This window comes from Nodosilinea sp. P-1105, assembly GCF_012911975.1.
In the GTDB taxonomy this organism is placed as follows: Bacteria; Cyanobacteriota; Cyanobacteriia; order Phormidesmidales; family Phormidesmidaceae; genus Nodosilinea.
The window spans coordinates 73,638-87,595 of the sequence record NZ_SMDQ01000004.1; the positions used below are offsets into that span (position 1 = coordinate 73,638).

General features: G+C 56.6%; 10 protein-coding genes. 5 read left to right on the forward strand and 5 right to left on the reverse strand.

The features are described 5' to 3' along the window. Positions 1 to 129 precede the first annotated feature (129 nt). Complete coding sequence (locus tag E1H13_RS03095; RefSeq protein WP_169611938.1) at positions 130 to 2,640, forward strand: cation:proton antiporter; 2,511 nt, start codon at positions 130 to 132, stop codon at positions 2,638 to 2,640. A gap of 63 nt (positions 2,641 to 2,703) precedes the next feature. Here E1H13_RS03095 and E1H13_RS03100 read toward each other — a convergent pair whose 3' ends face one another. From E1H13_RS03100 to puuE, 3 genes are all read right to left on the reverse strand, one after another. Further along, on the reverse strand, positions 2,704 to 5,718 hold the full coding sequence (locus E1H13_RS03100) for an EAL domain-containing protein (protein WP_169611939.1): 3,015 nt from the start codon (positions 5,716 to 5,718) through the stop codon (positions 2,704 to 2,706). Between the two features lie 121 nt (positions 5,719 to 5,839). Continuing rightward, positions 5,840 to 7,018 (reverse strand): pyridoxal phosphate-dependent aminotransferase, encoded by a 1,179-nt coding sequence (locus E1H13_RS03105; RefSeq protein ID WP_169611940.1) that lies wholly within the window; start codon positions 7,016 to 7,018, stop codon positions 5,840 to 5,842. A 489-nt stretch (positions 7,019 to 7,507) separates the two neighbouring features. After that, entirely contained in the window at positions 7,508 to 8,422 is a 915-nt protein-coding gene (gene puuE / locus E1H13_RS03110; protein WP_169611941.1) for an allantoinase PuuE, read from the reverse strand. Between the two features lie 243 nt (positions 8,423 to 8,665). Between puuE and E1H13_RS03115 the strand changes: the two genes are divergently transcribed. After that, positions 8,666 to 9,442, forward strand: a complete 777-nt coding sequence (locus E1H13_RS03115; RefSeq protein ID WP_206069950.1) for a phosphoadenylyl-sulfate reductase — start codon at positions 8,666 to 8,668, stop codon at positions 9,440 to 9,442. Here the strand turns inward: E1H13_RS03115 and murJ are convergent. Then, positions 9,439 to 11,046, reverse strand: a complete 1,608-nt coding sequence (murJ, locus tag E1H13_RS03120; RefSeq protein ID WP_169611943.1) for a murein biosynthesis integral membrane protein MurJ — start codon at positions 11,044 to 11,046, stop codon at positions 9,439 to 9,441. The two genes, E1H13_RS03115 and murJ, sit on opposite strands and share 4 nt — an antisense overlap. A 111-nt stretch (positions 11,047 to 11,157) precedes the next feature. Between murJ and E1H13_RS03125 the strand changes: the two genes are divergently transcribed. Further along, positions 11,158 to 11,634, forward strand: a complete 477-nt coding sequence (locus tag E1H13_RS03125; RefSeq protein ID WP_169611944.1) for a DUF29 domain-containing protein — start codon at positions 11,158 to 11,160, stop codon at positions 11,632 to 11,634. 212 nt (positions 11,635 to 11,846) lie between these two features. Beyond that, positions 11,847 to 12,368: a photosystem I assembly protein Ycf3 gene (locus E1H13_RS03130; protein WP_169611945.1), complete on the forward strand. Its 522-nt coding sequence runs from the start codon at positions 11,847 to 11,849 to the stop codon at positions 12,366 to 12,368. Between the two features lie 6 nt (positions 12,369 to 12,374). Here the strand turns inward: E1H13_RS03130 and E1H13_RS03135 are convergent, their stop codons facing one another. Beyond that, the gene (locus tag E1H13_RS03135) at positions 12,375 to 13,292 is read right to left on the reverse strand and encodes an NAD(+) kinase (protein ID WP_169611946.1); all 918 of its coding nucleotides are present in this window, start codon (positions 13,290 to 13,292) and stop codon (positions 12,375 to 12,377) included. Positions 13,293 to 13,596: 304 nt separating this feature from the next. Between E1H13_RS03135 and E1H13_RS03140 the strand changes: the two genes are divergently transcribed. After that, complete coding sequence (locus E1H13_RS03140; RefSeq protein WP_347404114.1) at positions 13,597 to 13,857, forward strand: DUF3146 family protein; 261 nt, start codon at positions 13,597 to 13,599, stop codon at positions 13,855 to 13,857. Positions 13,858 to 13,958 lie beyond the last annotated feature (101 nt).

Genomic DNA, 13,958 nt, shown 5'->3' on the forward strand with positions numbered 1-13,958 from the left:
ACATTGTTTATACCAAGTCCAGCTCGGGATCTGGAGTTTTCCCACAGGCAGAACTCCAGGTCTGGACTTGAATTTGGTTAGTTACGTTTCTCTGCTTACTAAGGGCTTACAGAAAATAAGGAGTCTTGCATGGAGTCGATCTTGGGCCTACCGCTGCCGGTAGAAGATCCAATCTTGATCTTTGGCCTGTGTATGGTGGTGATCTTGGTGACGCCGCTGCTGTTTGAGCGGTTTAAGCTACCGGGGCTGATCGGCCCGATTGTGGCGGGGGTGGTGCTGGGCACCAGCATGCTCAACGTGCTGGAGCGGGGGCAGGCGATCGAGCTGCTGGGCAATGTGGGATTGCTCTACATCATGTTTTTGTCGGGGCTGGAGATCAACATGAACCAGTTTCGCAAAAACCGCGATCGCAGCTTTGTGTTTGGCGTCATCACCTTCACCATTCCCCAGCTAGCGGGCACGCTAATCTTCCACTACCTGCTAGGTTTTGATTGGCTGGCAGCGATTTTAATTGCCAGTATGTTTGCCTCCCACACCCTGGTGCCCTACCCGATCATCAGTCGCCTGGGCATCATGAAAAACGACGCGGTGGTCACCACCGTGGGGGGCACCATTCTCACTGACACCGTGGCCCTGCTGGTGCTGGTGGTGGTGGCCCGTGCCTTTGAGGGGGAACTGACCACCCTGTTTTGGGTGTCGCTGGCCCTGGCCATGGCCATCTACGTGACGGCGGTGCTGTATCTGCTACCGCCTTTGGCCCGCTGGTTCTTTCGCAATGTGGAAGATGGCGGTAAGAGTGAGTTTATCTTTGTGCTGGCAGTGGTGTTTATCGGCTCCTATCTGGCCCGGGCGGTGGGCACCGAGGCGATTTTGGGGGCGTTTTTGGTTGGTCTAACCCTGAATCGGCTGATTCCCGAACGCAGCCGGTTGATGACCCGCATCCAGTTCTTTGGCAACGCCTTCATCATTCCCTTTTTTCTAATTTTTATCGGCCTTCTGGTAGACGTGTCAGTGCTGGCCAGTGGTATTACCGCCTGGGTGGTGATGATTGCCATGTTGACCACCAACGTGGTGACAAAATTGATCGCGGCCAGCATAACGCGTCGCTTCTATCAATACACCCCTGCTGAGGGGTGGGTAATCTTTGGCCTCTCCACTTGTGAGGCGGCAGCTACCCTGGCAGCTACCCTGGTGGGCTACGAGTTGGGCATCATTGGGGATGATGTTTTGAACGGCGTTGTGCTGATGATTTTTGCCACCTGTGTCCTCGGACCCTGGGTGGTCGATCGCTTTGGTCGTCAGGTGGCCCGCGAACAAGACGAACAACATTACGAACCCCGTCAAGCTCCCCAGCGCATTCTAGTCCCCTTGGCCAACCCAGCCACAAGCGAGACCCTGGTGAATATGGCCGCTCTGCTGCGGGACCATAAGTCAGAGGAGGCGATCTATCCTTTGACGGTGATTTCCGAAGCCATTGAGGCAGAAGATACGGAAAGTAATGTGGCTGCGGCCGAACGCCTGCTAGCCCATGCGGTTGTTCACGCTGTGGAGTTAGATGTGCCGGTTAACCCGGTGACGCGGGTGGCCCGTAATCCTGCCTCTGGCATGGTCGAAGCTGCCACAGAACGTCGCATTAGCGATATTGTGATTGGCTGGAATGGGGCCAGATCGGCTCAGCAGCGCATCTTTGGCTCTGTGATTGACCAAATGTTAGACCAATCTCCCCAGCAGGTGTGGGTCTGCAAGTTTGACCACTCAGTGAATACCTTTCAACGCCTGGTTGTGATTCTGCCGCCAGTCATTGACCACAATCCTGGCTTTTATGAGGCTGTGCGATCGCTGAAACACCTGGCCGATCAACTGGGGGCTGCCTTGAAGGGGTTAGCCATCAGCGATGACGCTGTCTCCCATCGTCAGCATTTTGAGGCAGTGCCCATTGACGTGACTAGCGAATTTTTAGCGCTGGCCACCTGGGATGACGCCCATGGAATTCTGAGAACCGCATCCCCAGATCAAGATCTAATCGCCCTGGTGAGTGCCCGAGAGGGCACGGTTGCTTACGATCGCACCCTAGAACGGTTACCCCAACTGCTGGCTGACTTGCAACTTAGCTTTTTAGTTCTTTACCCCTCAGAAAAGGACGCCCATTACCTGGGTGCAGCCCAGCCCCTTTTCCTCAGCCAGCTGTTAAGCCCAGAGCGAGTCATCCTCAATCTCACTACCTCCTCCTATGAGGAGACCGTGGATGTCTTACTCAGCCAGGTGATTGACTGCGACGACCCTCGCCATAGCCCTGTTCTAAAAGCGCTGGCGTTCGACGATGTGGGTTATGCCAGTGAGGTGCTGCCTAGGGTGATTATTTCCCATGCCCGGGTGCAAAAACTCAAAGGCCCAAGACTCTGCCTCGGGGTTCACCCACAGGGGATAGAGCGCGATCGCACGGAGCAACCCATCCATATCGTGGTCCTACTGCTTACCCCGGCCCGGGGCACCACCCCAGAGCACCTGGCCCAACTGGCGGAAGTCGCCCAGGCTTTCAGCCAGCCAGATCTACTGACCAAACTGATGCAATGCACCCAACCGGAGCAACTGCAATCCTATCTGAGCCTCAGCGGCCAATGCGAGGGATCGCCCCCCTAAATCTGCTTCACCTTAACAGGGCTGGCGCAACCCACCCTACAGCGGCTGGCGTTTGAGGATACCTTAGGCCACAGAACCTGGTCGGTAGTGGGCCAAGGCTTTACCGATCCAAACCTCCATGTCGGCGGCGGGTTGGGGATGGCTAAACCAGTAGCCCTGGCCATAGTCGCACTGCAACATTTTTAAGGTGCTCACCTGATCTTGGGTTTCAATCCCTTCAGCGATCGCCTGAAACCCTAGCTGGTGAGCGAGGGTAACGATGGTGGCAACAATTTTGCGATGGTGGGGGCTAGACTGCATCTGGCTAACAAAGGATCGGTCAATTTTGAGATGGTCGATGGGAAATTTGTACAGATAGCTCAGGGATGAATAGCCCGTGCCAAAGTCGTCGATACTGATGGCAATGGAGCGCTTTTGCAGCGCTTGCAGCACAGCTAGAGTCTCGTCAACATTGCCGATCAACATGCCCTCGGTAATTTCTAGCACCAGACTTTTAGGCGGTAGGCCAGTGGTCTGCAGAATCCGATCCACATCCTCTAGCAGCCCCACATCGTGCAACTGCAAGGGAGACAGGTTGATGCTGACGGTTAGGTTTTGGGCCTGGGGGAACGTCGTTTGCCATTGCTTCAGTTGGTGGCAGGCCACTGCCATCAACGACTGGCTGAGGGGGACGATCAGCCCGGTTTCCTCTGCGATCGGGATAAACTCCGCCGGAGACACCAGGCCCCGCTGAGGGTGACGCCACCGCACCAGGGCTTCAAACCCCTGGATGGCTAAGGTTCGGAGGTCTATAATCGGCTGATAATAGACCTCGAAATTTTGGGGGTTGTCTAGTAAGGTCCGCCGCAGGTCGGTTTCTAAACTCATGCGGTCCATGGCCCGCTGATGCATGCTGCTATCGAACACGGCAAAGTTGTCGCGCCCGTTGGCCTTGGCCCGATACATGGCAATATCAGCATCGCGAACTAAGTCGTCTGCCGCCTGGTGCTCCGCAGTACCTAGCACCAGGCCAATACTAACGGTGATATAGATTTCGTGGCTGCTGAGCTGCAACGGTTGGCGCAGGGCAGCCAAGATGCGTTTAGTGTGCCGAATAGCTGCGTCTTTATCGCAGATGTCATCCAGCAACACGATAAACTCATCCCCTCCCAGACGCACCACCATATCGCTGGGGCGGACTGCTGATTGCAAACGGCTGGCCATTTCAATCAGCAGTTCATCCCCAATCAGGTGGCCCAGGCTGTCGTTGATCACTTTGAATCGATCTAGATCAATAAAAAGTAGCGCAAACTGATAGCTAGGATGAGCCCAGGTCCGGCGCAATGACAGGTCTAGCCGTTGCTCTAGCAGTTTGCGATTGGGTAGCCCCGTAAGGCTATCGTGAAAGGCGTCGTGCTCTAGCTGGCGACGCATACGCATGGTTTCTGTGACATCACGAGCGGCGGTTTGGAGTTGGAGGACGGTACCGTTATCGTCCAGAATGGGGCGGGTAAAGGTTTCCACCCAAATGTAGTGACCCAACTGGTGACGCATGCGGTAAGTGACAACGGAGGTGACACCAGCAAGTACCTGGGGCGATTGCTCTGGGTGGCAGAGTGATTGATCGGCAGGATGCACCAGCTCGCAGGGGTGTTTCCCAAACAGCGCCCTGGGGGGGTACCCCAGCAGCCATTCTGCCGAAGGGCTGACATAAACATACTCGCCAGTGGCAGTGTGCAAGCACACTAAATCACTCATGTTTTCAGCAATCAGCCGAAATACCTCAGCCTGCTGGTTAATTTCGGCATTGGCAATTTCTAGCTCGACCTTAGACCTTCTCAGAGCATTAAACGAAGACTCTAATCGGACGGCCATGGTGTTAAATGCTAGGGCCAGCCCTTCTAGTTCTTTTAGCCCCGTATGGCTAACTTGCTGATCCAGATCACCGCGAGCGATCGCCTGGGAGGCTTGGCTAAAGGCTTGAATGGGGCCAACAATCCAGCGGCTGGTGACCAAACCCGATGCGATCGCCACCGCCAGTGCCAGCGCACACAGGGCAATGGTATTGCGCTTGTTGGCCTCAATTTGGGCCATAAAGTCGCTCTCGGGCATCACCACCACAATCAGCCAATCCAGCCCCTGCGGGTCCTGAAACGGTACCACCTGCATAAACTGCCGCTGGCCATCCAGAGGGAACTCAAACTGGGTGGAGGTGTGAACATCCTCAAACATGCCGCCGTAGGCGCGCATCAAAAACTGACTACTGGCCTTAATCAAGGGATCAGGGCTGGTGATGGAATAGAGTCGTCGGGGCTGGCCGTCGACGATCTCATAGGGTTGAGGCAGGGTGGAACTAGCCACCAATAGCCCTGAGCGTTCGATAATGTAAGCCTGACCGCGATCGCTGACCTGAATATCAGCCAGAAAATCACTAATTTGCGGCAGAAAGAAGTTGTTGCCAAACACGCCGATCAGCTCTCTGTTCTCACCATAGACCGGCATCGAGGTGGGCACCGCCAGCATGGGGAACGCATGGTACGGGAAAATCTCGCCCCACACTGGCTGCCCAGCCTGTTCTGCGGCCAGATACCAAGGGCGCGTCTGGGTGACCCACCCTGGAGCGACGTTGGTTACCCCTAGGCCTTGGCCGTCGTGGTCAACCACGGTAAACCGAATGTCTCCTCCCAGGGATGGGCCTCCCCGCATGTGCTGATGCTGATCGCTCCCCAGATAGCCGTGGCCAATAAACTCACCATTGGCGTGGCCAAAAAAGATTGAGGCCACCGACTCAAAGGTGTGAGCTTGTTGCAAGAAATGGCGAAAGAGAGCATCTGGATCATCTGGGTCCAACTGTCCCAGCACCATCGCATCGTGATTCAGCTGGTTCACCAGGTGAGGTACGGTCACAAAATCCTCTAACTGATACTGAATGCGATGAGACACCGAGTCCCGCAGCTGGCTGGCCACATCATTGACGGCCTGCTGACCATGGCGAATCGATACCCACCCCGTTAGCCCTACAGCCGCTGTGACTTGCAGCACGAAGGGCACCACCAGCAGCAGCCGCAGCGGCAAGTGTCTAAAGGTTGACCGAAACATGGACTTCGGCAGGCGCGTACCCATGGACCAGAAATGTCAGTAGTTATTGTCTAGTATTCCTGTTTTCGGCCAAAACTAAAGAAGGCGACACCAGTCGTCATGTAAATCGCAGGGTCCAGACTTAGCCGAGTCGGTCTTTGACAAATGCTTCCAGGCGATCCATCCCGGCCAAAATTGTTTCCATATCCGTGGCGTAGGAGATGCGAATTGTACCTTCGGAACCAAAGGCGCTGCCGGGAATGGTGGCCACGTAGTGTTCGTCCAGCAGCTGGGTACAAAAGTCCAGGGAGGAAAGACCTACGGGCTGGATATCCACATACAGGTAAAAGGCTCCCTGAGGCGCCCCACAGCTGAGCCCAGGAATACTACGACAGCGCTGAATAATGGCCTGGCGGCGCTCGGCAAAGGCCTGCCCCATAGTTGCTACACAGTCTTGGGGACCTTCTAAGGCAGCGATCGCCCCGTATTGGGCAAAGGTACAGACATTCGAGGTGCTGTGGCTTTGCAGGGTACTCACCGCTTTAATCAATTCCGCTGGCCCGGCCAGGTAGCCTACCCGCCAGCCGGTCATGGAATAGGCCTTGGCAAAGCCATTGCTAATGATGGTGTGCTCAAAGGCGGCGGGGGAAACAGCCCCAATACTCAGGTGGGTGGCCCCATCGTAGAGAATTTTTTCGTAGATTTCGTCGGACACCACCCAAATGTCAGCCTTGACCACCACATCCGCCAGCGCTTTAATTTCTTCTGGGGCGTACACCATGCCGGTGGGGTTCGAGGGAGAGTTGAGCACAAACAGCTTGGTTTTGGGGGTAATCGCCTGGCGCAGCTGTTCCGGAGTAATGCGATAGCCCTGATCAGCAGTGGTGGGCACAATTACCGGGATGCCCCCCGCTAAGGTCACCATTTCTGGGTAGCTGACCCAGTAGGGGGCCGGAATAATCACCTCATCGCCGGGCTCAATCAGGGCCATGATCAAACCATAGAGGGAATGCTTGCCGCCGTTGGTGACAATGATGTTCTCGGGGCCATAGCAGAGGTCGTTGTCCGTTTGCAGCTTGTTGGCAATGGCTTGCCGCAGGGCCGGTTCCCCGGCCGCAGGGCCATAGCGGGTTTTTCCCTGGTCCAATGCCGCCTTGGCTGCCGCTTTGATATGGTCAGGGGTGTCAAAGTCCGGTTCCCCAGCGCTAAAACTGCACACCGGCAAACCGTCCGCCTTCATGACTTTGGCCTTAGCAGAAATCGCCAGGGTCATGGACGGCGTCACCTGGGTAACGCGGTTTGCCAAAGCTAATGGGGGCATAGCCACACCTCAACCAGAACTAGACAACGGGGGATAGGGGATATCTCACCTAGGGTAGATCGTTCTGGGGCGTTCTATTGTGGTTTTTCTCTGACATAGGGGAGTGGGGGAGATGGGGAGATGGGGGGATGGGGAGATGGGGAGGTTTTGGATTTTGGATTTTGAATTGTTGAAATCGTAGGGTGCATTAGCGGTCGGGGTCGGGGCCTTGGTGGTCAACCTGGGGCCGCAATGCACCGGTCGGGGGAGATTTTGGATTTTGGATTTTGAATTGTTGAAATCGTAGGGTGCATTAGCGGTCGGGGTCTGGGGCGATCGCAGGTCATTCAGCCCACCGCCGTACCCACGGCTGGCGGTCGTTTGACGCAGATGGATTCCTCAAAGGTAAGGATGACGTAGGGGCGGACCCATGTGTCCGCCCTGGCGAGCAATTTGGCAATCCGTAAGTGGACCCATGTGTCCGCCCTGACGAGGAATTGGGCGATGGCTTCATTGCAAAGCATGGTGCTGGTGCCAATGGCGAGCAATGTCCACCCGGCGGCAGATCCAAACGCGATCGTGCCCCTGCACATAGTCCAAAAACCGGGCCAACGCCGCTGTGCGACCGGGCCGCCCGGCAAGGCGACAGTGCAGGCCAATACTCATCATTTTGGGAGCCTCCTGACCTTCGCCATAAAGGGTGTCAAAGGCATCCCGCAGATAGGTAAAAAACTGGTCCCCCGAGTTGAACCCAGCGTAGGTGGCGAAGCGCATGTCGTTGTTGTCGAGGGTGTAGGGAATCACCAGGTGTGGCTTACCGTAGTCGGTGACCCAGTAGGGCAGGTCATCGGCATAGCTATCGGCATCGTAGAGAAAGCCTCCTTCTGCTACTACCAGGGCCCGGGTGTTGGGGCTGTTGCGCCCCTGGTAAAACCCTAGGGGACGAGTACCCGCCACCTGGGTGTGAATGTTAATGGCTTGGCGAATGTGCTCCCGCTCGGTGTCAGCCCCGACATATTGATAATCAATCCAGCGGTAGCCGTGACTGGCGATTTCCCAGTCAGCGTCTACCATGGCGGCCACAGCCTCGGGGTTGCGGGCCATGGCCATGGCCACAGCATAGACGGTGACGGGTAGCCCCCGGCTGGTGAACAGCCGGTGTAGTCGCCAGAACCCAGCCCGACTGCCGTATTCGTACATCGACTCCATGTTCATGTTGCGCACCCCCGGCAGGGGGGCCGCCCCCACGGTTTCAGATAAAAAGGCTTCGGAAGCGCGATCGCCATGCAGGATGCAGTTTTCCCCCCCTTCTTCGTAGTTGATTACAAACTGTACGGCAATGCGGGCATCCCCAGGCCACTGGGGCTGGGGCGGGTGGGCACCGTAGCCGATCAGGTCACGGGGGTAAGCGGGGTCTAAGGTCATGGCGATCGCCTTTAGTTGGCCAGGAAAAAATCACAATGGAGGCCATTTTACGGGGGATTTGGGGTCAGGTCTATGGGCAAACTATGGATCCCCTCAGGTCGGTTTACCGGAAATAACTGGTTTTTTTTGACAAAATTGTGCGATCGCAGTCATCTATGATCTAAAGATGGTCTACTGTCGGACTATGGGGGATGATGTATGTCATCCCGTCGTCCCGTTGCCCAGGTTCAAAGGAGTAACCCCATGTCACATGCCGCCCTACTGCACGGCAAGAGGCAGGTGAGTCCTGTGCTCGATTTAAAATCGATTAATCGAGACTTGGGGGATGCCGATGCCACCAGTCTGGTGCGCTGGGGCTACGACACCTTTGGTGAGGGCCTGGTGATGAGCACCAGCTTCGGCATTCAGTCGGCGGTGATGCTGCACCTAGTCACCCAAGTGGTGCCCCAAATCCCGGTGATCTGGGTTGATACCGGTTACCTGCCGGTGGAGACCTATCGCTTCGCCGATGACCTGACCCAGCGGCTGAACCTCAACCTCAAGGTCTATCAATCTGCCCTCAGCCCGGCCCGCATGGAAGCCCTCTACGGCAAGCTGTGGGAACAGCATGACGTGGAGGCCCTCAACCGCTATGACCAAATCCGCAAGGTAGAACCCATGCAGCGGGCCCTGGCAGAACTGGGGGCTACCGCCTGGTTGACGGGTCTGCGGGCCGACCAAACCGACCACCGCAAATCCCTGGACCGCATTGGCCAGCAGGGGGGGCTGTATAAGTTGCTGCCGATCCTGCGCTGGTCCTCGAAAGACGTGTATCAGTATCTGACGGCCCACGATTTGCCTTACCACCCCCTGTTTGACCAGGGCTATGTATCCGTGGGTGACTGGCACTCCAGCCGCCCGATTACCGCCGATGATGACAATGAACGGGATACCCGCTTCAAGGGGTTAAAGCAGGAATGTGGTCTGCACCTGCCCCAGTCCCCCGAAGAAGCCGCCAGTTTGGACTCCAGTTCGCTTTAGCGGCGTAAAAACCGCTGCTTGAGGCGATCGGCTAATTGGTTGGCTTCAGGGATGGGTAAGGCCAGCGCCCCGGCCACAAACACCAGTAGCCCCAAGCTGCCAGGGACGATCAGTTGCAGCAACAATATCCCCAGTCCTTCGGTACCGAGCCAAGTCTCTAGCCCTTGCAGGGTGGCCCAGGCGGCGGTACCGGCGATCGCGCTTAAACCGGCCAGAGTGGCGATCGCGCCCCCCCAGTTCACCAGGGGCAGCCCCCCCAGCCGCCGGTGCAAAATCGCCACCAGCGCCAGGGTAGAAAACACATTCACCCCCACCGTAGCCAGCACCAGGCCTGGGGCGCCCAGCCAGCGGATAAAGATAAAATCCAGTCCCCCATTCAGCACAATGTTGACCAGGCTGATGCGAAAGGGGGTCTGGCCATCGCCGATCGCATAGAACACCCGCACCAGCACATCCCGGGCCAGGTAGACAAACATGCCAATGCCATAGACCATCAGCAGCGAGGTCACCAGAATCGAGGCGTCCTGGTCAAAGGCCCCCCGTTCATAAATGATCCGCACGATGGGCAGGGCCAGCACCACAAACATCGCCCCCAGGGGCAGCATGGTCAGGGCAGTAAATAACAGGCTTTGGCGGATGCGGGTCTTGAGTTCGGGCCAATGCTCAGGGGCGGCCAGGCGAGCAAATATCGGTAAAAACGGTACCAAAATCACATTGGAAATAATGCCCAGGGGGGTTTGGACCAGCAGGTTGGCATAGTTTAGCCCCGCCGCCGTGCCCGGAATAAACGAGGCAAAAAACAGATCGGTAAACAGGTTAATTTGCAGCATCCCCGAGGCCAGGGTCGCCGGTATCAGCACCCGAAACACCGCTTTCACCCCCGGAATGGACCAGTCAAACCGCAGCCGCAGCCGCCCCAGCCCCGATCGCCACAGGGCCGGAATTTGCGCCAGCCACTGTAAAAAAGCACCGCTGAGGGTACTGGCCGCCAGCACCGCCCCCCCTAGTAGATAGAACTCGGGACTGGTGATGTCTCCGCCAATCACGGCATAGAGCAGCCCCAACCCCAGCAGCACCGCCCCGCTGGAAAAGATCGGGCTAATGGACGGTAGCCAAAACTGACTGTCAGCGTTGAGCGCCCCAAAGCCAATGCCAATTAGCCCCGCCAGCATCGCCATGGGGGACATAATCCGCAGCTGCAATACGGCAATGTCCCGGGCCACCGGTTCTAGCTGACCCAGGCCAGGGGCAATGGTGTCGATGATTGGCCCCGCCAGGGCAAACAGCAGCAGCGACACCCCCAGCAGCAGCAGCCCCACCAGGGTATTGATCGCCTCGATCAGCTTAGCGGTGTCCTTGCGGTCCTGGCGCGCCACCACACTAACGATCGCACTGTGGAAAGGACCATTGATGCCCCCCAGCAAGATCAACAAAAATCCAGGAATAATGTAGGCAAAACTATAGGCATCGGCCACCGGCCCCACCGCAAAGGCCGCCCCGATCGCCTGCTGGCGAAACAGCCCAAAGAATTTGCTGATCAGGGTGGCGATCGCCACAATGCCAGCGATATTGGCCAATGAACGGGTTGGTTTAGAATCTGACACAGGGCCTCACACCATTCGGGCTGCACTCAAACCATTCCCCATTTAACTGCATAACGGCAGCAGCACTGGCGATCGCCGTCATAGAATAATGCTGTTGCAGTGGGTACCACCATGACGGCCCCCGACGCCACCCCCCCATCAGCCAATCTTTACGAGCAAGACTTTTATGCCTGGAGTCAGCACCAGGCTGATTTACTCCGCCGTCAGCAGTGGCACCACATTGACCTGCCCAATTTAATTGAGGAGATTGAATCGTTGGGGAAGCAGCAGCGCCAGGAGCTTCGCAACCGACTCAGCGTCTTGATCGGGCATCTGCTGAAATGGGAATACCAACCCCATCGGCGCAGCCGCAGTTGGCTAGCGACCCTACGAGTGCAGCGCCGCGACATCCTCCGCCTGCTTAACGACAATCCCAGCCTGAAAGCCTACCTGGAGCAGGCGTTGACTGAAGCCTATGCCAATGCCCGAGATTTAGCCATGGGGGACACAGACTTACCCGCCTCAACCTTTCCAGCAGAGTGCCCCTATGCCTTAACACAGGTGTTAGCCGACAGTTTTTTCCCTGGGGAACCCAGCGATTTAAGTTAGGACACATCCGATAAAGGGCGCCCCTGCTTCAAGTCAGCCAGTATTGCCCCCGTAGGGCATTGTCCACCGCTGGAGAGTAGGTAGCCCGAGATGTCGCATTCCTGAAGACCTTTGGGAGCACATTTCTATTAACACAGCGCAATGGTTAGGTTCCAGAGGCCGGGGTTTGCTAGGCTTAATGGTGTACTTGTCCCCATTGCCCGTCGTTACCCATGCCAAGAACCCAACGCAACGACAACTTCATCGACAAATCCTTCACCGTCATGGCCGACATGATCCTCAAGATGATGCCAGCCAAAAAGAACGAAAAGGAAGCCTTTGCCTACTACCGAGATGGCATGTCAGCCCAGGCGGATGGGGAATATGCCGAGGCCATGGAAAATTACCGCGAAGCCCTAACCCTAGAAGAAGACCCCTACGACAAAAGCTTTATTCTCTACAATATGGGGCTGATCCACGCCAGCAATGGGGAACACGAGGTGGCCCTAGAAAAGTACCAAGCTGCCTTAGAGCTCAACCCCCGCATGTGTCAGGCGTTGAACAACATTGCCGTGATTTACCACTACAAGGGTGAGCAGGCCGAAGCCAGCGGCGACAACGACGCCGCCGAAACCTGGTTTGACGAAGCGGCCCGCTACTGGTTGGAAGCGGTTAGCATCGCTCCGAACAACTACATTGAGGCCCAAAACTGGATGAAGAACACTGGCCGCATGAAGAACGACGTGTTCTTCTAGGGCGGCTCAGGGCAGTTCCACCGAGGTGGGTTTGGCAATATGGGGGAGCCCCCAGCCCAGCTTTTCCCGCAGCACTTTGAAAAACTCAGGCGATCGCAGTCGAATGAACCGAGCACTGTAGGGGGCACGACAGGTGCTGACCCAGTCCTCTGGCATCACATAGCAGCCTGCATTGCCATCCACAATCATCACCAACGGGTCCGTGTTGGCCGAATGAATACTCACGGGTTCGTGGTCAGGAAACACCAGCCCCCGCGAGGCCAGGGAGTGGGGGCAAATGGGAATTAGCTGGGTCACAGATACCCCCGGGGTAATCACCGGCCCCCCCGCAGACAGGGAGTAGGCCGTAGAACCGGTGGGGGTAGAAATAATAATGCCGTCAGCCGCGATATCCACTGGCGAGTGATGACCAATGCCCACCTCAAAGTGGCACATGCTGGTCAGGGGCTCTCGGTGCAGCACCATTTCATTCAAGCACAGGGCTTCCCAAATCAGGGTTTGATGGTGAAACAGCTTGACCGCCAGCATGGCCCGCTCTTCGACCTGGAAATCTCCTGCTAAAACCTGGTCAAGGGCCTGGGGCAGCTGGTTGAGATAGGTTTCTGTCAAAAAGCCCATGTGGCCGGTGTTGACCGTGAGCAGGGGAACCCCAATCGGGGCAATCTGGCGAAACGCCGAGAGCACGGTGCCATCGCCCCCCAGCACCAGGGCAAACAGCATATCCTCGTCAAATTCTGGGGGCACCAGGCTGTCTAAAGGGGTATGACACAGGGGGCGCTCGGGGCTAGAGTAGCCCAAAATACCACCTACACCGGTAGCCAAGCTGACATCATAGCCAAGGGCGGTCAGCTTGTCTTGCCATTCAAGGGCAGCCTGCTGAGCCACTGGCTTAATGTCGTTGTAGATAATGCCGACCTTGGGCACAGGCGGTTTCCAATTGCTAATCGAGGGCAGGAGGTGTAGATAAAAAGGTGTCCCACACCTGTCAAGATACCGAACACACAGGGACAGATAACATTTGATGTCTCCTTAGGCTACCGTTTTTTCGCCTTGGGTTGAATAGTTGCCTAATGAAATTCTACCGATTGGTTACAAGCAAGTCTCTGCCCAACCCTTGATTCAGGATCAGGGGTAGACCAATTCTGACGGTACAGTTATGGTACCTAGTAAGGTGCCGTTGTGTCGCCGTTTCGAGTTAACCCTAGACCTAGACCATTTCCTTGCATCCGTGACCATCCATCGACCTCAAACCACCGCCTATGTTCGCATTACCCATCAGTCTTGGACTCAGGGTCGGATTGAGGGAGAAGTGCGAGCAAATGCTTACGAATGGCAGTTTCAGTGGCGCTTTCGTCAAGGACACCTGCAAGTTGAACCATCCCTGGGCCGGGCGCTGATTCGCGAGCCCCTGAGCCGGTTTCTGGAACGGTTTGACTACCAGTTGGAACCAGGGGGAGATTATTCGTTTACGATTCGGGCCAAGCTGTAGGCGGGTTTGATCCCCTCCTAACCCACTCCACCCTCCCGGTACCCCTCCCAAGAGGGGACCCACCCCGCCCTCCGGGCATCCGGCACCCAACACCCGACACC

What these genes read in the sequence shown, in the direction of transcription:
- E1H13_RS03095 (WP_169611938.1), top strand. Translation starts at nt 130, where the DNA reads ATGGAGTCGATCTTGGGCCTACCGCTGCCGGTAGAAGATCCAATCTTG.
- E1H13_RS03100 (WP_169611939.1), bottom strand. Translation starts at nt 5,718, where the DNA reads ATGTTTCGGTCAACCTTTAGACACTTGCCGCTGCGGCTGCTGCTGGTG.
- E1H13_RS03105 (WP_169611940.1), bottom strand. Translation starts at nt 7,018, where the DNA reads ATGCCCCCATTAGCTTTGGCAAACCGCGTTACCCAGGTGACGCCGTCC.
- puuE (WP_169611941.1), bottom strand. Translation starts at nt 8,422, where the DNA reads ATGACCTTAGACCCCGCTTACCCCCGTGACCTGATCGGCTACGGTGCC.
- E1H13_RS03115 (WP_206069950.1), top strand. Translation starts at nt 8,666, where the DNA reads ATGTCACATGCCGCCCTACTGCACGGCAAGAGGCAGGTGAGTCCTGTG.
- E1H13_RS03125 (WP_169611944.1), top strand. Translation starts at nt 11,158, where the DNA reads ATGACGGCCCCCGACGCCACCCCCCCATCAGCCAATCTTTACGAGCAA.
- E1H13_RS03130 (WP_169611945.1), top strand. Translation starts at nt 11,847, where the DNA reads ATGCCAAGAACCCAACGCAACGACAACTTCATCGACAAATCCTTCACC.